Here is a 22,351-nt window from a genome sequence, read left to right as displayed (position 1 = left end):
CCATACAGATGAAAAAAGTAATATATATAGTAGTAGGTATTGCCGTAATAGGGCTTATAGCTTACATACTAACCAACAACAAGAAAAAGAACGAGGCCGAAACTGCAACCATTTCTAAAACAAATGATGCCGTTGCCGTTCGTATAGACACTGTTAAAAATGCAGTACCTAACCTTGATTATGTAGCCAACGGTACGTTTGCACCATCTCAGGAGCTTAGCTTTCCGGCAGAGAACAGTGGCCGTGTGGTTAAAGTACTGGTAGACGAAGGCGACAAAGTGCGCATTGGACAGGTGCTTGCCGTTATAAAAGGCGATCAGCTTTCTATAGAGTTAAGCAATAACCAGGCATCATACCAAAATGCATTAACCAACAGCCAGCGATATGAGAATGCTTATAAAACAGGCGGTGTAACCAAACAGCAGTTAGACCAAGCTAAATTAGACCTTGTTAATGCCAAAGCCCGTTTAGACCAGGCTAAAATTAACTATGGCGATGCCAGCATTAAAGCCAGCATTAACGGTATTGTAAACAAACGTAATATAGAGCCGGGTAGCGTTGTTGCTCCTGGTACTGAGTTATTTGAGCTTGTAAATGTATCTACCCTTAAACTTAAGGTAAATGTAGACGAGCAGCACGTGGCAAGCCTTAAAGTGGGCAACACCATTAATGTAAAAGCAAGTGTTTACCCTGATAAAGAATTTACAGGTAAGATTACTTTTATTGCGCCTAAGGCAGACGGATCGTTAAACTTTCCGGTAGAGATAGAGGTTGCCAACAACCCTGATAACGAGCTTAAAGCGGGTATGTACGGTACTGCAACTTTTGGAAGCAATACAGCGCAAAAAGTGCCTGTTAAAACAATACCCCGTACTGCGTTTGTGGGCGGTGTAGCCGGCAACCAGGTGTTTGTGGTTAAAGATAGTGTAGTGCGTATGGTTAAAATTGTATCAGGACGCATTTTTGGCGACAACGTAGAAGTACTTGAAGGCCTTAATAATGGCGAGATCGTGGTAACCAGCGGACAGATTAACCTAACCGACGGTACTAAAGTAAATCCAATAAAATAAAAGTTTAAGTGGCGGGTGTTTTCAAACAACCTGAAACTTTAAACTTTAAACAAACGAATAATGAAAATAGCAGAAATATCCATAAAACGGCCAACGCTTGTTATAGTGTTGTTCATTATACTCACGCTTGGAGGGCTTTTTAGCTACAGCAGCCTGAGCTACGAACTTATCCCTAAGTTCGAAATTAACGTGGTAACCATTTCTACCGTGTATCCGGGTGCTTCGCCGGGAGAGGTAGAAAATACCGTAACCAAGAAAATAGAAGACGCAGTATCGTCTCTGGAGCTGGTAAAAAAGGTAGAGTCTAAATCGTACGAAAGCCTATCTGTAGTAATGGTAACGTTAGAGGCTGAAGCCGATGCCGATTACTCGCTAAACGATGCGCAGCGTAAGATAAACGCCATTGAGAAAGATTTACCCGAAGACGTAGACCCGCCATCGTTAAGTAAATTCTCGTTGAGCGATTTACCAATTATTACCATTGGTGCTACATCAAAAATGGACGAGGTTGCTTTTTACGACCTTCTTGATAAAAAGATAGAACCTATTCTTGCCCGTGTAAACGGTGTGGCCCAGGTTAACCTTGTGGGTGGCGAAGAGCGTGAAATACAGGTGAGCCTTGACCAGGAAAAACTAAAAGGTTACGGCCTTTCTATCCCTAATGTACAGTCGGCTATCTTAAGCTCTAACCTTGATTTCCCTACGGGTAACATCCAGACAAGAGAAAGCTCTATGCTGGTACGTTTATCGGGTAAATACAAGAATGTAGAAGAGATGCGTAACCTGGTAGTATCGTCTAACAACGGCATACAGGTGCGTTTAGGCGAAATTGCCGACGTTCAGGATTCGCAAAAAGAGGTTGAAAAGATATCGCGTGTAGACCGTAAGGGTGCGATTATCCTTCAGATCATCAAACAAACCGATGCCAACGCCGTTGCGGTGAGCGAGGAGATACAGGCTGCGGTTAAGAAAATTGAGAAGGATTATGCAGCCAACGGACTTAAACTGCAAATTGCCGATGACAGTAGTGAATTTACACTAACTGCGGCAGATAACGTAATTCACGATTTATTTATAGCCGTATTCCTTGTGGCCTTTGTAATGTTGTTCTTCCTTCACAGTATCCGTAATGCGTTTATTGTAATGGTATCTATACCGGCATCGCTTATAGCCACCTTTATTGGTATTTACCTAATGGGCTATACGCTAAACTTAATGAGTTTACTTGGATTGTCGCTTGTGGTAGGTATCCTTGTAGATGATGCCATTGTGGTACTTGAAAATATTTACCGCCACATGGAGATGGGTAAAAACAAGGTACGTGCTGCTTATGATGGTACTGCCGAAATTGGCTTTACCGTAACGGCCATTACCGTGGTTATCATCGTGGTGTTCCTGCCTATAGCCATGAGTAGCGGACTGGTATCTAACATTATATCGCAGTTTTGCGTTACCGTTGTAATTGCAACAGCGCTATCGTTACTATCATCGTTTACACTTATACCTTGGTTATCATCACGTTTTGGTAAACTGGAGCACCTAACAGGTAAAAATCTATTCGAAAAAGTAATCCTTGGTTTCGAAAGCGGCCTTGACAAATTTACACATTGGGTATCGGGTATCCTTACATGGTGTATAGCATCGCGTTCGCACAAGGTTATTACTTTAGTTGTAGTAGTTGTGTTGTTTTTATTCTCAACAATAGGCCTTTTAGGAGGTGGATTTATTGGTGGTGAGTTCTTCCCTAAATTAGACAGGGGCCAGTTCCTGGTACAAATGGAGCTGCCTAAAGATGCATCGGTAGAGCAGTCTAACTTTATTGCCCAAAAGGCAGAACAATACCTTAAAGGCAGGCCGGAAGTTACAGGTGTTATTACAACTGTAGGCCAAACCAGCGAGGGTATGGGTGCAACACAATCTACCGCTTACAAGGGCGAGATTAAAGTAACCCTTGTAGACAGGGCAGAGCGAGACGACAATACGTTTGTATTTGCTGCCGAAGTAAAACGCGACCTTGAGAAAAAACTGGTTGGCGCTAAAATTAAAACCGTACCGGTAAGTATTATGGGTGGTGCCGATGAGGCTCCTATAGCCCTAACCATAACAGGCCCTAACTTAGAAGCTGCCAGCAAATTTGCGTCAGATGCTGCTAAAAAACTGGCCGCAATACCGGGTGCAACTGCTATTAAATTAACATCTGAAGGGGGTAGCCCGGAGGTAAATGTACAGGTAGACCGCGATAAAATGTCGTCTCTTGGCTTATCGCTGCAAACGGTGGGTATGACCATGCAAACGGCCTTTAACGGTAATACCGATGGTAAATTCCGCGCCGGTGAGTACGAGTACGATATCAACATCCGTTTTAACGAATACAACCGTTCTAACATTAACGATGTAAAAGACCTTGTGTTTATTAACGATGCAGGCCAACAGATAAAACTATCGCAATTTGCTGATGTTACAGAGAGCTCGGGCCCGAGTTTCCTGGAGCGTAGAGATAAAAGTGCATCGGTTACCATACAGGCACAGGCCGCAGGCCGCCCAAGTGGTACTGTAGCAGATGAGTGGGAAGCAGAATTTTCTAAAATGCCGCGCCCAACCGGAGTTAATTATGTTTGGGGTGGCGATAAAGAAAACCAGGCCGAAGGTTTTGGTACCCTTGGTATTGCATTGCTTGCTGCTATTATATTGGTTTACCTTGTAATGGTGGGCCTTTACAACAGCTTTGTGTATCCGTTTGTGGTATTGTTCTCTATACCGCTGTCGTTTATCGGGGCACTGCTGGCACTGGCATTAACCAACAACTCGCTTAATATATTCACCATCCTCGGGGTTATTATGCTAATTGGACTGGTGTGTAAAAATGCGATCCTGCTTGTAGACTTTACCAACACCCGTAAGGCAGAGGGCGAAACTACACATGAGGCGCTAATACAAGCCAACCACGCACGTTTGCGCCCTATCTTAATGACCACTATTGCCATGGTTTTTGGTATGATACCAATTGCATTGGCAACCGGTGGTGCAGCACAAATGAATAACGGCCTTGCATGGGTAGTTATCGGGGGCTTAACGAGTTCGTTATTCCTTACCCTGATAATTGTACCGGTTGTATACTCTATTTTTGATAGTTTGATACACCGCTTTAGCAAAAAAGACCCGCCTAAATATGATGAGCTTATGGTTGCCGATTACGAGCACCGCGAGCTTAGCGATGACGGCTTTACAGCAAAACACTAAACTACACATACTAAATTGCCCTGGCCCCAAACTTAGTTTGGGGCTTTTTTTTACAAAAAATTCAGCATTAAAGATTATAATTTTTAATCTCTAAAAAAATAATGACAAAATTTTAAACTAAATACAAAACTAACACCCAAAGCTTAAGTTTATTTAGAATAGATAAAAATAAGCTTGTGAAATAGCTTTTTGCGATATACATTTGTGCCCACATAAAACACCAAACAAATGAACGCAAACATTCTTAAAAAATTAGTCTTCAGCATTATGCTGTTGTGCTCGCTGACGACGTGGGCACAGGACAAAGCCGTTTTAAGCGGTAAAATTACGCTGAGTGACAACACCCCGGCAGAAAACATTATGATAGCCCTAAAGGGCACTATTCATAGTGCGGTAACCAATGCACAGGGTAGCTATGAGATTAAAAACATTAAACCGGGCACGTATACGGTGCGCATTTCTGCCATTGGTATAGCAACGGTAGAAGAAAGTATTACCTTAACATCGGGCGAAAGCCAGTCTAAAGATTTTATGCTGTCTGAAAGTCCGGAGCAGTTAAAAGAAGTGGTTATAGACGCTGCAAAAAACAAGTATAAAACAGATAAGCCTTCTACATCGCTGCGCTTAAACACCCCTGTTTTAGAGATACCTCAAAACATACAAATTGTAAGCAACCAAACCCTGCAGGACCAGCAGATAATAAGCATGAGCGACGGGCTTATACGCAACGTAAGTGGCGCCACACGCCTGGAGCACTGGGGCGATATGTATGCCAACATTACCATGCGTGGCTCTCAGATACAGGCTTTTAGGAACGGGTTTAACGTAGTGTCTTCTTTCTGGGGACCATTAACCGAAGACATGAGCTTTGTAGACCATATAGAATTTGTAAAAGGCCCGGCAGGCTTTATGCTTGCCAACGGCGATCCAAGCGGCTTATACAATGTGGTTACCAAAAAACCTACAGGCCAGACTAAAGGCGAGGTTAGCTTTACCCTTGGCAGTTTCGACCTTTACAGAACAAGCCTGGACTTAGATGGTAAACTGTCTGAAGATGGCAAACTACTTTACCGCTTAAACCTTTCGGCTCAAAACAAAGGGTCTTTCAGGCCATACGAACATAACGACCGTTACGTAATTGCCCCGGTAGTATCGTACCAGATAGACGACCAGACTAAAGTTACTGCAGAGTACAACTACCAGCATGCGAACATGACCGAGGTTGGGTCTTATTACGTTTTTGGAACCGGCGGCTATGCATCGGCACCAAGAAACACAACAATGACACAGCCGGGTTTACCCGATACTAAAATAGACGACCACAGTGTTTATGTTATGTTAGAGCATAAGCTTGATGATAACTGGAAACTTACAGGCCAGCTTTCTTACTTTAACTATCAGCAAACGGGTTATAGCTCATGGCCAACTTCTGTTGGGCCATATGCTGCCGATACCGATGGAGATGGTGTAACCGAAGACCTTCTTGCTCCCGGTGAAGTTATAAGAAACGTAGGTATCTGGGATGCTAAAAGCACCATGAAATTAGGCCAGGTATTTGTAAACGGTAAATTTCAGACAGGCGCTGTTAGCCACAAAATATTGGCCGGTTTAGATATGGGTAATAAAAACTACATGGCCGATTGGGGCCAGTCGCACAACCTTGACACTTTCGAGAATCCGTTTAACGTACTTGCCCCTAACTACGGTTATCCGGCAAACGGAATGCCGGTATTTGACCGTACAACTTCGTTAGAAGAAAGGGCACTTATAGCAGGTGGCTTAATGGATAGTAAGTACTCAGCGGGTTACATTCAGGATGAAATTGGTTTCTTCGAGAACAAGCTTAGGCTTACCCTTGCTGGCAGGTATACGTATGTTAGCCAGTCGAGCTGGGGTGGTGCACCAATTTCAGACAAGCACATTACACCTCGTGTAGGTATTAGCTACTCTGTTAACGAGAGCACATCGGTTTACGGATTGTACGACCAGGCTTTTACACCGCAAAGCGGTATTATAAGAAACGGCGATAACGTTAAGCCACTTACAGGTAATAATACCGAGTTTGGTATTAAAAAAGACTGGTTTAACGGCGACTGGAGCACATCGCTTTCTGCCTACAGGATTTTAAAGAAAAACGAGTTAACGGGCGACCCTCTTAACCTGCCAAACGAGAACTACAGTATTGTTTTTGGCGAAAAAAGAGCGCAGGGTATAGAATTTGACGTAAGGGGTAAAATTACCGATGGCCTTAATGTTATTGCTAACTACGCCTTTACAGAGTCTATTGTTAACGAGGTTGCCAATGGTGTAACCGGTATTAAAAAGGGCGATGTGGTACCGGGCTACTCTAAGCATGTTGCCAACGCATGGATAAACTATACCATACAAAGTGGTGTTTTAAAAGGCCTTGGAGCATCGGGTGGTTTTACATTTTTAGGAGACCGTGCAACAGATACCTGGAGCGTAGGTTTACAAAAACTACCGGATTATTTTAAACTGGATGGCGGACTTTCTTACGAAAAAGGAAAAGTTAAGCTTACAGCAAACATGTTTAACATTCTAAATAAGTACCTTTACAGCGGCTCTTATTATGCCTACCTAAGTGCTTATTACTGGCAGGCAGAAGCTCCAAGAAATGTAAGGTTTAGTGTAACATATAAATTTTAATAACAACAAAACATACCTTTCTCAATACCGGGAAAGGTATTCTTTCTTAACTATAGTACTATGAAAAAATGTCTTTTATTATTGTTGGCGTTAGTAGCTTCGGGCAATGCATTTGCGCACTTTATGTGGGTAGAAACCAGTGCAACAGGCAAAGTAAACCAAAAACAGGAGGTTAAGGTTTTCTTTGGCGAATACACCTACGGGCTTCAGGAAAAAGTGGGTGGCGAAGCCTTCGAAAAAATGAAAAACTTTGAAGTTTGGGCTGTAGCCCCTAACGGAGAAAAAACCCTGTTAGAGCTTAAGCCGGGCGAATTGTTTTACAGCGGTTACTTTACCCCTAAAACTAACGGCACCTATACTATTGTGCTTAACAATAATAAAATTGATGTTATAGATTATACGCAATACGATTTTGGTATTTTTAAAACGCATTACCACGCCATTACAAAAACCCAGATTGGTGGTACCCCTGCCCCAACTGCGGCAATAAATGCCGATGGCCTTACGGTTGTAGATACATCAGTTAAAGAAGCTAAAGAAAAAGGCGAAACCACCCTAAAGGTTTTGTACAAAGGCGAACCTGCTAAAGAAACAGAGGTTACCGTTTTTATAAACGATCAGTGGTCTAAAAAACTGTATACGGATGCTAATGGCCTTGTAAAATTTACTCTGCCTTGGAACACCAAATATGTAATAGAAGTTACTAAAAAAGAAGAAGTGCCGGGCAAATACAACGGTAAAGACTACCAGTTTGTATGGCATTGTGCTACCTATACAATACCTTTGGCTAAAAATTAGCAGCAGCCTATGACTACTAAGAAAAAGAAAAAAAAGGATTTTAAATACTGGGCCGGTAAAGCCCACCTTTGGCTCGGATTAGCATCCGGGCTTATTGTTTTATTTTTAGCCATAACCGGTTGCATTTATGTATTTAGCCAGGAAATTAGTAACTGGGCCCGTAAAGATGAAATATACGTACCACAGGTAACGCAAATCCGCATTCCGGTAACGCAGCTGTGGCAGCAAACCCAGAAAGCCGTTGGTAAAAAGATTCAGATAAACAGTGTACAGGTTTATAATAACCCCAAAAAATCAGTGGTTTTTACCTGCTATAAAGGCAGCGAAGGCTCTATATGGTATTTTGGCAATATCGACCAGTATTATTCTATTTATGCTGACCCCTACACCGGTAAGGTATTGGGCATTTATGATGAAGAGATGGACTTTTTTAACATCGTAAAAATGCTGCACTGGAGCCTGCTGCTGTCTCACCCCATAGGGCAGCAAATTACAGGCTGGGCTACCTTTATATTTGTAATAATGCTTATAACAGGCATTATACTATGGTGGCCTAAAAACAAGGCTGCACGTAAGCAAAGGGTTTGGTTCCAATGGAAAGAAACCACCAAATGGCGCCGCAAAAACTACGACCTGCACAACATCCTTGGCTTTTATATAGCCTCTATAGCACTTATTATAGCCTTAACAGGTATGGTATGGGCCTTTAGCTGGTTTCAGGCGGTGGTTTATGTAGTGGGATCGGGTAGCGTAACGCCGCCGGAAAATGTTCAGAAAAAATCGGTTATGATAGCAGAAGCCAATAAAGACGCCGCAATGGAAAAGGCCTATGTTGTGATAAAGCAAAAATATGCCGATGCCAGCGCATTCTCTATGAGTCCGCCTGCCGATAGCACTGCTGTTATAAGCGCTTATATACAACAGTATGATGGTGTTTATTATGTAAACCACAGCCTTCAGTTCGACCAGTATACCGGCAAGCTTTTACACGAGCGCAGGCAGGAAGAAAAAAACTTTGGCGAAAAACTTATCACTGCAAATTACGATATCCATGTGGGGGCCATCTTAGGTATACCCGGTAAAATAATTGCTTTTATAGCCAGTTTTATCTGCATGCTGTTGCCAATATCGGGCTTTTTAATATGGTATGGCCGTACCTTTAAAAAAGGTGCTGCTGCAAAAGCATAATTCAAATAGTGTTTATACTAAAAGAGCGGCCCATAAGCCGCTCTTTCTATTTCCTGAACTTTTCGGGGGTAACCCCAAATTTCTTTTTAAAGGCCGTTATAAACGACTGTACGTAGGCATAGCCACAGTATTCGGATATCTCGGCAGTGCTTTTGTTGTTTTCCAGCAGCATTTTTTGGGCAATATCCATACGGTGGTCGTGCAGGTAGCCAAAAACGGTGTTGCCAAATACCTCTTTAAACCCCTTTTTAAGTTTAAAATCGTTAAGGCCGGTGCGCCTGGCAAGCTCTGCCAAAGAGTACGGATTGGTAATGTTTTGCTCCAGTAGCTGCCTGGCATGGTGCAGTTTATCAACATCATAATCTTTAACCCAAGTGTAATGCTCTTTTACAAATGCCGCCTCATACTGCTCAAATTGCAATTGCAGTAACTTAAGTACGCTGGTTTCTATAGACAGTTGTTTAATAATTCCCTCTTTTTCGCAGTGCACAATATCATCTAACACCGTATACATCTGTGGGGTTATCTGCAAATCGAAATCGCTTAAAATAGAAAGCTCTTTTTTACCGATACTCTCTATAAACGAAAGCAACAGCGGATGGTTTATCTGGGTAAAGCGGTTAAAATAAGCTTCGGTAAATTGTATTTGCAGCGTAATGTTCTCTTCATCGTTTATGGCAGGTTCTATATAAAATTCGGTATCGGGTATATAAAATAAATTGTGGTGGCCCTGGGCTACATTGCTGCGGGCACTGCTTTGTGTAAATACCATACGCCGGCAGCCTGCCAGAGAAAAATACATCTCTACAAACGGCTCAGAGTTTTCTATCTTAACCGGAAAGGGTTTTTTAAAACGCAGCTTGCCATAAAGCAGCCTTACCCCGCTAAAGTTTATTTTTTTGAATGATGTACGCCCAAATTCGTACGCAAATGATATCTCCTTTTCAGTGATTTCCTTCACAGTACCAAGGTCGGCCGGAAGGTTAATCCTGCAAATTACTTCGTCTAAAAAAGCAGCTGTATCCATACCAGTTTTAAAATATCCGTTTTACAAACATCAAAATCCGTTTATCAAACAACAGATCTTAATTAGTTTATGAATTTTGCACAAATCTAACTATTATTATTTAGACTAAATACACATAGAGGCTATTAAAATGTTATATCTACTACAATAACAAATTAATTAGCTGTGGTTACAAACACAATTCAATTTTAAATACATCTATGAAACATTCTCTATTGAGTACTGCTAAAGTAGTAGCAGTGCTATTTATGCTTGCACTTACCCCTGCACACGCGCAGGATTGTGCCGCACCACAAAGCCTTTCGGTTTTATCTAACGGCATGGCCTACGGTTCTTTTACCTGGACAGCCCCAACTACCGCCCCTGCAAACGGTTATGCCTGGCAAATTAAAATTACAGGAACCAATACCCCCCTTCAGCAAGGCACCGTACAAACCAACAACCTGCTTGTACTAAACCTTACTGCCGATACCGATTATACACTTACGGTACAATCACTCTGCGGTACAGACAATACAAGCGAGTGGGCATCTCAAAATTTCACAACCTTACCGGCTGCCTCGCCTTACACCATTCAGATTGGTGTGGGTACCGGCCAGGACCTCTCTTTATACGGGCCAATAATGTACAGTATGGTTACTACCAGAAAAGGATCTGTAGCTAACATGCTGTATTCTGCGGCCGAATTGCAGGAAACCGCCATTCCGGTAGGCGCCACGATAACCGGTGTTGCTTTTAATAAAGTAAGCAACGCCACCAGCGAAGGTTTTGCACCGGTACGCTTAAGGCTGCTTGCCATGAACTCTACCAACGTTGCCCCACTAAGTATGGAAACCACACTTGCCGATGTAGAGGCATCGCATACCGAAGTGTACGATAATAGCGAGCTTACCCTATCGGCTGCGCAGGGCTGGATCGATTTTGATTTTAACGAGCCGGTAGAATACACCGGTAACGGACTGGAAATTGCTAGTGTGTTTTACCATTCTAACTATCCGGCGGCACAATTCAGCAGCTTTGTAGCATGGCAGTTTACACCGGGCTATAAAGATTACATGACCGGTGCATGGCCCTTGCCAACCATAGACATGGAAGCTACCGAAACCATAATTTTAAGTCACAATAGTGGTAGTGGGCAGTTTAAAGACCGCCCGAACATCAAGATACATTACGAGGTTTCTAATGTAGTTGAATCGGTTACAGTAGCTACTGTAGCCAATGTCGAACCTATAATAACAGAAAACCAGGGCAGCCTTGATTTAACGGCAGCGGTTTTACCGGAAAACATCAGCCAGTTGGTTATCTGGGAGATAGTTTCAGGGTCTGAATTTGCCACAATAGACCAAAACGGACAAGTAGCTGCTTTTGCAAATGGCACGGTGGTTATCAGGGCAACATCTGCTGAAAATGGTACTATTTACGATGAAATAACAGTAACAATAAGCAACCAGCACCCTTGCGAGGTTAGCTTTCCGGGCAATGTAGAGCCTATTACGCAGGTTATCTTTGGTGGTTTAAACAACCAGTCGTTAGCAACGGTAGGCACTACTACACCCGCGTTAGAAAATTTTACAACACTTATAGCCAATATCGCTTTAAGCGAAACCCTGCCTATTACAGTTAAAGGTAACACCAACGGTAACTTTACCCACCACATTACTGCTTATGCCGACTGGAACCGCAACAATAGTTTTGACGACGAAGGCGAAAGCTTCGAAATTGGAACGATAACCAATTCTACCGGCCTTGATGCTATTGCAGCAACAGGGTCTATAACTGCCCCAGCAGATGCCCTGCTTGGCACTACGCGTTTAAGGATTATTAAAAAGTTTAACAGCCCGGCGCCATCGTGCAACACCGTAGGCTACGGACAGGCCGAAGATTACACCATTAATATTACCGAAGAAAGTACTGCCGATGTTAAAGACTTCTACAAAAATGGTATGGTACTTTATCCAAACCCTGCAACCGATGGTATTACGGTAGCTCCCGCAAATGCTGTTATAGCATTAGAAGTTTACAATTCGTTAGGCCAGTTAGTACAATCTACAAACGGTAATACGGCTAACCTTTCGGCTCTTGGCAATGGTATTTATATGGTTAAGGCCAATCTTATAAATGGTACATCCAAAACATTTAAGGTAGTAAAGCAATAACCATCTAATGAAAAAAAGTATTGTATTACTGTTCTTTATACAGTTGTTTTTATTTACCTGTACGGTATCTGCACAGGGTGTTGAAATTTGCGATAACGGCATAGACGATGACGGCGACGGTCTTGCAGATCTTAACGACCCGGAGTGCACCTGCCAGTTACCATCGCTTTTGCTTAATTCTTCTTTCGAAGAGTATTCGCAATGCCCCAGTACCTACGGACAGCTCAACTACAGCTCATCGTGGGTGCAGGGTAGCATGTTTACCACCACCGATTATTATAATTCCTGCGGCTTTTTGCTGCAGGATTTTGCCACTACAGGGCTGTACCCTTTTCCGCATGGTAACGGTGTTGTAGGCGCCGCTTTTATAAACAGCTATAAAGAGTATCTGGCCATGTGCCTGCCATCAGAATTGCAGACCAGTACAAATTATACCCTTAAAATGCATATTGCCTGTTTTGCATTAACAAACACGGTATACCATCCTGCCGGTGTTGTATGCAGCTCAATACCCGATTATGAGCCCGTAGAAGTAACCATATATGGTTCGGCTAACTGTAACAATATACAGGTTTGGAGCATGAACGAGCCCACAGCCGACCCATCGTGGATTGTGTTAGGCAGCGCTACTTACACCCCTGCCATGCAGTGGGCTGAGCTAACCCTTAACTTTACGCCTCCCACAAACATTAAGGCCATAAGCATAGGTCCGCCCGAGGGTATCCTGCCCCCCAACTACCCTATGTTCTCTTCACTGTACCCGCCAGACCAGTGCTCTCCATATTTTCTATTCGACAACCTTGTGTTGAATGAAACCCCGGTATTTGAGGTAGATTATGGCGATGTTTGCATTAATGGGGCTGTACTTACCGCAACGCCAACGCAGCCGCTAAGCACTGCTGCCATATACCAATGGTATTATCAGGGTATTGCCATACAAGGCGCAACAGGGCCACAGTACACTGTAACCCCGGGCACAAACATTGAGGACTACAGCATAAAAATTACCGATAATAGTTACTGTATGGTGCTTATTCCGTACAGCGTGCCTATGGATACACCGGTGTTAACACAAACCGATAATTGCAACAGTTTTATTACCGCTACACCGGGCATGGAGCCTTACCAGTGGTACCTTAACGGAATAGCTATTGCAGGTGCTACAGCCGCACAATACAGCCCTGTTGCAACGGGCAATTACACCGTAACGGGTACGATGCCGTGCGGAATAACCAATCAGTCGGAACCTGTAGCCGCAACCGTATGCAGCGATTTACAGATTACTAAAGAAATTACCGATGTTGTAAACGGGCAGGTTACTTTTAAGCTTACCGCAAAGAATAACGGGCCGCAAAATAATAATGCCGTAGTAGTTACCGATGTTTTACCATCCGGGTACACTTACACATCGCACACCACCACTGCCTTAACTTATAATAACATTACAGGTATTTGGGATATTGGCGATCTGGCTGTGGATAACGAGGTAGAATTATACATATCGGCGCAGGTAAACATTACAGGCAACCACACCAATACTGCTACCGTAACGGGGCTTAATAACGATACCAATCTTGCTAACAACACGGCATCGGTAACGCCTAACGGGCAGTTGTATTTAAGCAAAGCCGCACAAAGTAGTGTTTATCATAATGTGGGCGATGTTATAACCTACACTCTTGTGCTTACCAATACGGGTAACGTTACGGTGCACGATATAACTGTAGATGACGATAACGCCAATGCAGGCAGTATCATTCCCAGCCAGGTAGCACAGCTAACTCCCGGCGAGAGCGTTACCATTACAGCCCAGCATACTATTACCGATGCGGATGCTGCTGCCGGGGTTGTAATTAACCAGGCAACCGTTATTGGCGAAACGTATAACGAGATATTTGTTAAGACAAGTTCTGACAATCCTGAAACCACAGCCGTTGAAGATGCTACCATAACCAATGTGGTTATAGAATCTGATCTTGAAATAACTAAAACCAACAACCAGGAGGAGTACCAGGCCGGCACTGTTGTTACATATACCATTACGGTTACCAATAACGGGCCTTCTACAGCTTATAATGTAGTAACGTATGATGCTATGCCCGCAGGCATAACCACTATGCAATGGACGGGCAGCGATGCATCAAGCGGCAGCGGAACTTTACAACAAACCGCTGCAAGCCTTGGCGAAGGCGAAAGTATAACCTATACGGTAACGGTAACAATACCCGACAATTTTGAGGGCAACCTTGTTAACACGGCAACTGTACAGAGCGATATCCCCGATCCGGACCTTGCTAATAACGAGGCTACCGATACCGATACGCCATGCCTTACCTGCCCTACCGAGCCAGTGCCTTGCGATAATTGCCCGCCGGACCCGTGTGATACCTGCCCGCCCGAACCTTGTGTGGATTGCCCGCCACCATTTATACCAAAAGGCATATCGCCAAATGGCGACGGTATGAACGACACGTTTGACCTAACCGCAATGGGAACCGTTAGCAAACTTGAAATTTTTAACCGCTACGGCAAACAGGTTTACAATTTTACAAACTACACCAACCAGTGGCAGGGCCAAGACAATAACAATAACAATTTGCCAACGGGCACCTATTACTACATTGTTTATTTTGAAGATAAAACCACCCAAACGGGCTGGGTTTACATTAACCGTATGGACTAAAAAACACAAAGGCAGCCAATTGGCTGCCTTTATTATTTGGTATACGTATGTAATTTTATTTATTTACGGCAATAGCATCTTTAGACCATTTTTTAATGTCGGCTATCCTGCTGTTAGAGTAATCTACTTCGTTAAGTACAGACCCGGTCCAGAAAAACCATTTACCTGATTTTTGTCCGTTTACATACTCGCCCATAGATTGTTTGGTGCCATCTTCGTTATAGGCAACCCAGCTACCATGCAGTTTACCATCTTTATAATAACCGGATTGTTTTACGTTTCCGTTATCATAAAAGTAAGTAGATTTTATTATATTGTTCTCTATTTCGTGTGTTGGTTTAACTGACTGGGCTGATATTACACCTGCAAAAAGTAACATTCCGGCAACTATTATCTTTTTCATATCTGTTTAGTGTTTAAGGTTATACATATTCTTAAAACAAATATATTAAATATTATTTACACAAAAGACACGTTGGCTTAACAATTTGGTAACATTGAGTAAAACTTAACATTGGAAAAATAAAAAAACCCTGCCAATGGCAGGGTTTATAAGGGTTTTGGGCTATTTGCCTATTTTAGCAATTTATCCAATTGTGCCTGTAAAGCAGGGTCAGATGGGCGTTTAGCATCGGCTTCAACCACTTTACCCTGCGGGTCTATTAATATAAACCTTGGTATAGAGTTAACACCATAAGCTGTAGTAAAGGCAGATTTCCAATCGTTATCTGCAATAATCTGCACACCGCCTAACGATTTATCGCCTACCATCTTTCTCCATTTTTCGTAATCCTTTTTAGTATCTATAGAAAGGCTTACAAATTCAATATTCTTGCCTTCGTATTTTTTTTCTACTTCTTGTAAATACGGAATTTCCTGGCGGCAAGGCCCACACCAAGTAGCCCAAACATCTATATATACGTATTTACCTTTAAAATCTTCCAGTTTGGTAGTACCGCCCTTGTAATTTTCGTACGCAAAAGTAGGAGATTGCTGCCCTTTCATTTTATTAGCTTTCATACTTTGCTCAGCCATACCTTTAAGTTGCTCGCCTTCGGCTTTAAGCTGGTGGCTTACCATAGTCCTAAATTCTGCATCAATATCTTTATCGGCAAGTGCAGCCTCATACTTGGCGTTCCTTGCAATAAGAAACTTATCTACGGCAGCCTCATCGGTAGAAGCAGTACTAAGATCGGCAACCAGGTTTTCATCACCTATGGTTTTTTGGGCAAGTAGGTTGTTCTCTTTAGCCCCTTTACCTTTAAAAGCAATAGATTCGTCAAATTTTTTGGCATCCATAGTCATACTAAGGTCGTAACCGTTTTTAAGGTAGAGCGTAGCATACTCGGCACCGTCAAACAATTGGTACAGGCCGGCCTCTGGTACAGCAAAGGCATCGGCAAATGCCCCTTTTTTATCGGCTTTTAAAGTTTTAGTAAAGTTGCGCGACCTTACAACCAGCGAGTCGCTGTTTCGGTTTTCTATTTTTGCAGTAAATTTTACTTTATCGGCTTGGGCAAATGCGCCTGTGGCTACGAAAAGCAAGAGTAACAGGATTTTTTTCATAATTAAATTCGTTATTTGATAGACGTAAAATTAACGTTAGTACATGAGATAACCATATAAAGCAATAAATATTTTAATGCCTTAAAGATTTATCTCATTTTTACTACATTTAGCTTAACCAATACCGTACCATTACTATGAAAATAAAATTATTGCTTGCCGCTTTTGTTGTATTATTTATTACATCGTGCCAGGAACAACCCCAGCTAATAAAAGTTAAAGGCAGGTATAGCCTGGAATTGCCAGCTTCGTTTAGCCTTGCCACCAATCTTAACGACCATGCCTCTTTACAATACCAGGATATTAACTCGGATTTTTATGTAATTGTATTAGATGAAGATAAGCGCGATGTACACTATAATTTTACCGAAAATGATATGGGTTACACCACCGATTTTAAAGGTTACTGTAATTATTTGACAGAATCTTTAAACGAAGGTACCGAATTTGACACCATACTAAAATTAAAGCCCTTAAAAATAAATAAACGCGCTGCCGCAACAGCAAGCATAACCGGCACAATAGACAGCATACCTGTATACTGGAAACTGGCTTATGTAGAGGGTAAAAACTATTACTACCAGATAATAACCTGGACACATGCCGATAACCGGGAAAAACACGACGTACAAATGGAAAAGATTGTACAGTCTTTTAAAGAGACGGATAAGTCTAAAAAGCGTAAATAAAAATGTTTTTTTGCTGCTTTTAGACATTATTGGTAATAGTTACTAAATTTGCAGCACAAAAAATTACATGTAATGTATAGAAGCCACAATTGCGGGCAGCTTAACGCCTCGCATATTAATCAGGAAGTAACACTTGCAGGATGGGTGCAAAAATCGCGTAACAAAGGGTTTATGATATGGGTAGACCTACGAGATCGCTATGGCATAACCCAGCTTATTTTTGACGAACAGCGCACACAAAAAGAGGTGCTGGAGCTTGCTACTACCCTGGGCAGGGAATTTGTTATACAGGTTAAGGGTACAGTTATAGAGCGCGAAAGTAAAAACGCAGCTATGGCTACCGGAGATATTGAGATATTAGTAAGCGAACTTACAGTACTTAATGCCTCTATTACCCCACCTTTTACTATAGAAGATGAAACAGACGGTGGCGAAGACATTCGTATGAAATACCGTTACCTTGATATTCGCCGTAACCCGGTAAAAAACAGCCTGCTGTTTCGCCACAAAGTAGCCATGGAGGTACGTAACTACCTTTCGGCACAAAACTTTGTAGAGGTAGAAACACCGGTGCTTATAAAATCTACCCCAGAGGGCGCACGCGACTTTGTGGTGCCAAGCCGCATGAACCAGGGCCAGTTTTATGCCCTTCCGCAATCGCCACAAACCTTTAAGCAGCTGCTTATGGTGGGCGGTATGGATAAATACTTCCAGATTGTTAAATGCTTTAGGGATGAGGACCTTCGTGCCGACCGCCAGCCGGAGTTTACACAAATAGACTGCGAAATGGCTTTTGTAGAGCAGGAAGACATTATACAAACCTTTGAAGGCCTTGCAAGCCACCTGCTTAAACAGGTTAAAGGTATTGATACAGGCGCTTTTCCTCGTATGACGTATGATGAGGCCATGAAAAAATACGGTAACGATAAACCGGACATTCGTTTTGGGATGGAGTTTGGCGAGCTTAACGCAGTGGCGCAGCACAAAGACTTTGCGGTTTTTAATAACTCAGAGCTTGTTGTAGGTATTGCAGTTCCAGGCGCGGCATCGTACACCCGCAAGCAAATAGACGAGCTTATAGAGTGGGTAAAACGCCCACAGGTAGGTGCCAGCGGTATGGTTTATGCCAAGTATGAGGCAGATGGCTCTATAAAATCATCTGTAGATAAATTTTATGATGCTGCCGATTTACAGCAATGGGCACAAATTACAGGCGCACAACCGGGCGACCTTATAGTAGTACTAAGCGGCGATGCCCATAAAACACGCACACGCCTTAGTGCCCTGCGTATGGAGCTTGCCACACGCCTTGGCCTGCGCAACCCGGAGGTTTTTGCTCCGCTTTGGGTAGTAGACTTCCCATTATTAGAGTGGGATGAAGATAGCCAGAGGTTCCACGCCATGCACCACCCGTTTACATCGCCAAAACCGGAAGATATTTCACTTTTGGAAACCAATCCGGGCGCAGTACGTGCCAACGCTTACGATTTAGTGCTTAACGGTAACGAAATTGGCGGCGGATCTATCAGGATACACGATAAGGCCACGCAGGCACTTATGTTTAAATATTTGGGCTTTACAGAAGAGCAGGCTAAAGCACAGTTTGGCTTCCTTATGGATGCCTTTCAGTATGGCGCACCGCCACACGGCGGCCTTGCTTTTGGTTTCGACAGGCTTGTTGCCATATTAGGTGGCCAGGAAACGATAAGAGACTTTATAGCATTCCCTAAAAACAACTCTGGGCGCGATGTAATGATCGATGCGCCGTCTACAATAGATGAGACCCAATTAACCGAATTACATATAAAATTAAGAGGATAGTTTTAACAGGTAAAACCTACAGTTAAACTGTAATAAAATTTACAACATAATAAAAAACAGAAGGTTAAATTAATTATTATTTAATTTTTTTAACGTTTCGCTTTGTAGTGTCAATATTAATTTTACCTTTGGAGCATTATTAATTATTTTTTTTATTGCATAATGCGAACAGGCAAAGTAAAATTTTTTATTGAATCTAAAGGTTTTGGATTCATTACAGACGACGAAACAGGCAAAGACATTTTTGTACACGCTACAGGACTTCAGGTTGAAGGCCTAAGAGAAGGTGACAAAGTGAGCTATGTTGAAGAAGACGGCAAAAAAGGTAAAGTAGCTGCTCAGGTAGCTGCCATTGACTAATATACTATATATTTATCAATACCTCCAACAAATTAAGCCACCCAATAGGGTGGCTTTTTTTATGCTAAACCATTGTTAAATGCACTTTTTTATATGTTTTTCTGCCAAATTGATAAACATTAAAAAAGTATTATAGCAAATCCGTAGAAATGCCTTATTTCATTGCGAAATTTGCTTTTATTTAGAACCAATAAAAATTGGGGTTATATTCTTTATCTCTCAACAAAACCTTGAAATTGTTTCATTATGACGTGTATATTTGTGAATTGTTTCACAAATTAAGCATCTGTTTATGCAAACAACGCAGGTAGATTACTTCCCAATATTAATGCAAACCTTACTGGCTATAGGTTTTGTGGTTGGAACTATTTTTGTATCAAGCCTTTTGGGGCCAAAACGAAACTCGTTAAACAAAGACAAAAACTTTGAGTGCGGTATAGAGTCTGTAGGTAACGCCCGTATACCTTTTTCTGTAAAATATTTTCTTGTAGCCATACTTTTCGTATTGTTCGACGTAGAGGTTATATTTATGTACCCATGGGCGGTTAACTTCCGCGATATGGGTTTTGAAGGATTAATGAAAATGGGCATATTTATGTTCCTGCTTATTGTAGGCTTTTTCTATGTTATGAAGAAAAAAGGCCTTGAGTGGGAATAACAAAAGAGCTATTAGGTATGCTTTTTGCACTATATACCTGATAATCAAAAACTAAATTACAATGAGCAATTCAAAAGATATTAAATTAGTCGACGCTCCTCCGGGGGTAGAAGGCAGTGGCTTTTTTGCCACACAGTTAGATACCGTTGTGGGTATGGCCCGTGCCAACTCGCTTTGGCCTTTGCCTTTTGCAACATCTTGCTGTGGTATAGAATTTATGGCCACTATGGCATCACATTATGATGTGGCCCGTTTTGGGTCTGAACGTATGAGCTTTTCGCCACGCCAGGCCGATATGCTTTTGGTAATGGGTACCATTGCCAAAAAAATGGCACCAATTTTACGCCAGGTTTACGAGCAAATGGCCGAGCCACGCTGGGTTATTGCCGTGGGTGCCTGCGCATCATCGGGTGGTGTTTTCGATACATACTCTGTACTACAGGGCATCGATAAGGTTATACCGGTAGATGTTTACGTACCGGGCTGCCCACCAAGGCCGGAACAGATATTAGACGGCATTATGAGGCTTCAGGACATTGTAAGGTCGGAGTCGGTTAGAAGAAGAAATTCGCCAGAGTATCAAGAACTTATGGCTTCTTATAATATTACATAAGTAAAATGGCTTTAGAAACATCTGTAATAGAAGAAAAGCTTACCGATAAGTTTGGCGACAAAGTTACCGGCTATATCCAGCTTAAGGATATATTTTCGTTTGAAGTAGATTCGGCCTCAATGGCCGATGTAATGGGGTTTCTTAAACAAGACCCCTTGCTTCGTTTTAATTTCCTTACTGATGTGTGCGGGGTGCATTACCCTGACAACAGCATAGACAGGCAGTTTGCCGTGGTATACCACATGCACAACTGGTACGATAACGTAAGGATTAGGTTTAAATGTTTTTTAAACGGCGAACAGCCCGAAATAGAAACTGCAACCAACCACTTTTTAAGCGCCAACTGGCAGGAACGCGAAACCTACGACTTTTACGGTATTATTTTTAAGGGGCACCCGCAGCTTAAAAGGATACTTAATATGGACGAGATGGTATCGTTCCCTATGCGCAAAGAGTTTCCTTTAGAGGATGGCGGCCGTACCGATAAGGATGACCGTTTCTTTGGCCGTAAGCCAGATAATGTTAACAATAATTAACCGGGAATAAATTTTTATATAAAATGTCAGACCTGTTATTACCACCAGAGCACCGCTATGCCAAGATGATTGAGCAAAGGCAGAATGAAGACGGCAGCGAACTCTCTATACTTAACCTTGGGCCTACTCACCCTGCTACACACGGTATCTTTCAGAACATCCTGTTAATGGATGGCGAGAGAATTGTGGATGGCGAAGGCACTGTGGGCTACATACACCGCGCTTTTGAAAAAATTGCCGAAAACAGGCCGTTTTACCAGATAACCCCGCTTACCGACAGGATGAACTATTGCTCATCGCCCATTAACAACATGGGCTGGTGGATGACTTTAGAAAAAGTGCTGGATATTGAGGTACCTAAACGTGTACAATACCTTAGGGTTATTGTTATGGAGCTTGCCCGTATTGCCGACCATATTATATGCAACTCGGTTTTAGGTGTAGATACCGGTGCATTAACAGGGTTTTTATACGTTTTTCAGTACCGCGAAAAAATTTACGAAATATACGAAGAGATCTGTGGCGCCCGCCTTACTACCAATATGGGCCGCATTGGCGGTTTTGAGAGAGACTGGAGCCCGGCTACCTTTAAAAAAATAAACGACTTTTTAGAAGATTTCCCTAAAGTATGGCAGGAGTTTGAAAACCTGCTAATGCGTAACCGAATCTTTATGGACCGTACTATAGACGTAGGCCCAATATCTGCCGAAAAGGCAATAAGCTACGGTTTTACAGGCCCTAACCTTAGGGCAGCAGGTATCGATTATGATGTTCGTGTTATGCAGCCATACAGCTCTTACGAAGATTTTGAATTTGATATTCCTGTAGGCAAATCAGGCGATACGTACGACAGGTTCTGCGTTCGTAGTGCCGAAGTTTGGGAAAGCCTTAAAATTATAAAACAAGCCATGGATAAGCTGCCCGAAGGGCCTTTCCACGCTAATGTGCCTGATTATTACCTTCCGCCAAAAGAAGATGTTTACAACAACATGGAGGCGCTTATTTACCACTTTAAAATTGTAATGGGCGAAATACCCGTGCCAAAAACAGAGGTGTACCACGCGGTAGAGGGCGGTAATGGCGAGCTTGGCTTTTACCTTATTACAGATGGTAGCCGTACGCCTTTCAGGCTGCATTTCCGCAGGCCGTGCTTTATATATTACCAGGCATTTAACGATATGGTTAGGGGGCAAATGCTATCTGATGCCATTGCAACCTTATCAAGCCTAAATGTTATTGCAGGCGAATTAGACGCATAAAGAGAATTTATTTTAAATGA

General features: G+C 42.5%; 17 protein-coding genes. 14 read left to right on the top strand and 3 right to left on the bottom strand.

The window, feature by feature from the left end; genetic code table 11:
- Positions 1–8 precede the first annotated feature (8 nt).
- The 5 genes from G509_RS0108095 to G509_RS0108075 all read left to right on the top strand — a co-directional run bounded on the left by G509_RS0108095 (position 9) and on the right by G509_RS0108075 (position 8,963).
- Positions 9–1,070, top strand: coding sequence for an efflux RND transporter periplasmic adaptor subunit (locus G509_RS0108095; protein ID WP_026991057.1), 1,062 nt, complete (start codon positions 9–11; stop codon positions 1,068–1,070).
- A gap of 60 nt (positions 1,071–1,130) precedes the next feature.
- Positions 1,131–4,310 carry an efflux RND transporter permease subunit gene (locus G509_RS0108090; protein WP_026991056.1) on the top strand — a complete coding sequence of 1,060 codons (3,180 nt, stop codon included), beginning with the start codon at positions 1,131–1,133 and terminating at the stop codon, positions 4,308–4,310.
- A 228-nt stretch (positions 4,311–4,538) separates the two neighbouring features.
- Positions 4,539–6,977 carry a TonB-dependent receptor gene (locus G509_RS0108085; RefSeq protein ID WP_026991055.1) on the top strand — a complete coding sequence of 813 codons (2,439 nt, stop codon included), beginning with the start codon at positions 4,539–4,541 and terminating at the stop codon, positions 6,975–6,977.
- A gap of 60 nt (positions 6,978–7,037) precedes the next feature.
- Positions 7,038–7,775 (top strand): DUF4198 domain-containing protein, encoded by a 738-nt coding sequence (locus G509_RS0108080; RefSeq protein WP_026991054.1) that lies wholly within the window; start codon positions 7,038–7,040, stop codon positions 7,773–7,775.
- Between the two features lie 9 nt (positions 7,776–7,784).
- Positions 7,785–8,963 (top strand): PepSY-associated TM helix domain-containing protein, encoded by a 1,179-nt coding sequence (locus tag G509_RS0108075; protein ID WP_026991053.1) that lies wholly within the window; start codon positions 7,785–7,787, stop codon positions 8,961–8,963.
- Positions 8,964–9,009: 46 nt separating this feature from the next.
- On the opposite strand, the gene G509_RS0108070 is transcribed toward G509_RS0108075, so the two are convergent.
- The gene (locus tag G509_RS0108070) at positions 9,010–9,990 is read right to left on the bottom strand and encodes a helix-turn-helix domain-containing protein (protein ID WP_026991052.1); all 981 of its coding nucleotides are present in this window, start codon (positions 9,988–9,990) and stop codon (positions 9,010–9,012) included.
- Positions 9,991–10,190: 200 nt separating this feature from the next.
- Between G509_RS0108070 and G509_RS0108065 the strand changes: the two genes are divergently transcribed.
- Together G509_RS0108065 and G509_RS0108060 are read left to right on the top strand one after the other, a co-directional pair.
- A complete protein-coding gene (locus G509_RS0108065; RefSeq protein WP_081663269.1) occupies positions 10,191–12,146 on the top strand; it encodes a GEVED domain-containing protein in 1,956 nt (651 codons plus the stop codon).
- A 7-nt stretch (positions 12,147–12,153) separates the two neighbouring features.
- Positions 12,154–14,829 (top strand): T9SS C-terminal target domain-containing protein, encoded by a 2,676-nt coding sequence (locus G509_RS0108060; RefSeq protein ID WP_026991050.1) that lies wholly within the window; start codon positions 12,154–12,156, stop codon positions 14,827–14,829.
- A 55-nt stretch (positions 14,830–14,884) separates the two neighbouring features.
- Here the strand turns inward: G509_RS0108060 and G509_RS0108055 are convergent, their stop codons facing one another.
- Both G509_RS0108055 and G509_RS0108050 read right to left on the bottom strand, forming a co-directional pair.
- Positions 14,885–15,232, bottom strand: a complete 348-nt coding sequence (locus G509_RS0108055; protein ID WP_026991049.1) for a toxin-antitoxin system YwqK family antitoxin — start codon at positions 15,230–15,232, stop codon at positions 14,885–14,887.
- 170 nt (positions 15,233–15,402) lie between these two features.
- The gene (locus G509_RS0108050; RefSeq protein WP_026991048.1) at positions 15,403–16,395 is read right to left on the bottom strand and encodes a TlpA family protein disulfide reductase; all 993 of its coding nucleotides are present in this window, start codon (positions 16,393–16,395) and stop codon (positions 15,403–15,405) included.
- 137 nt (positions 16,396–16,532) lie between these two features.
- Between G509_RS0108050 and G509_RS0108045 the strand changes: the two genes are divergently transcribed.
- The 7 genes from G509_RS0108045 to G509_RS0108015 all read left to right on the top strand — a co-directional run bounded on the left by G509_RS0108045 (position 16,533) and on the right by G509_RS0108015 (position 22,331).
- Positions 16,533–17,084, top strand: a complete 552-nt coding sequence (locus G509_RS0108045) for a hypothetical protein (protein WP_026991047.1) — start codon at positions 16,533–16,535, stop codon at positions 17,082–17,084.
- 72 nt (positions 17,085–17,156) lie between these two features.
- Entirely contained in the window at positions 17,157–18,905 is a 1,749-nt protein-coding gene (gene aspS / locus G509_RS0108040) for an aspartate--tRNA ligase (protein WP_026991046.1), read from the top strand.
- 162 nt (positions 18,906–19,067) lie between these two features.
- Positions 19,068–19,265 carry a cold-shock protein gene (locus G509_RS0108035; RefSeq protein WP_026991045.1) on the top strand — a complete coding sequence of 66 codons (198 nt, stop codon included), beginning with the start codon at positions 19,068–19,070 and terminating at the stop codon, positions 19,263–19,265.
- A 292-nt stretch (positions 19,266–19,557) separates the two neighbouring features.
- Complete coding sequence (locus G509_RS0108030) at positions 19,558–19,923, top strand: NADH-quinone oxidoreductase subunit A (protein ID WP_026991044.1); 366 nt, start codon at positions 19,558–19,560, stop codon at positions 19,921–19,923.
- A gap of 61 nt (positions 19,924–19,984) precedes the next feature.
- The gene (locus tag G509_RS0108025) at positions 19,985–20,536 is read left to right on the top strand and encodes an NADH-quinone oxidoreductase subunit B (RefSeq protein WP_026991043.1); all 552 of its coding nucleotides are present in this window, start codon (positions 19,985–19,987) and stop codon (positions 20,534–20,536) included.
- Between the two features lie 5 nt (positions 20,537–20,541).
- Positions 20,542–21,072, top strand: coding sequence for an NADH-quinone oxidoreductase subunit C (locus G509_RS0108020; protein ID WP_026991042.1), 531 nt, complete (start codon positions 20,542–20,544; stop codon positions 21,070–21,072).
- A 23-nt stretch (positions 21,073–21,095) separates the two neighbouring features.
- Positions 21,096–22,331 (top strand): NADH-quinone oxidoreductase subunit D, encoded by a 1,236-nt coding sequence (locus tag G509_RS0108015; protein WP_026991041.1) that lies wholly within the window; start codon positions 21,096–21,098, stop codon positions 22,329–22,331.
- Positions 22,332–22,351 lie beyond the last annotated feature (20 nt).

Source organism: Flavobacterium subsaxonicum WB 4.1-42 = DSM 21790, from assembly GCF_000422725.1.
GTDB lineage: Bacteria > Bacteroidota > Bacteroidia > Flavobacteriales > Flavobacteriaceae > Flavobacterium > Flavobacterium subsaxonicum.
This window is presented reverse-complemented; position numbering and strand designations above follow the sequence as displayed.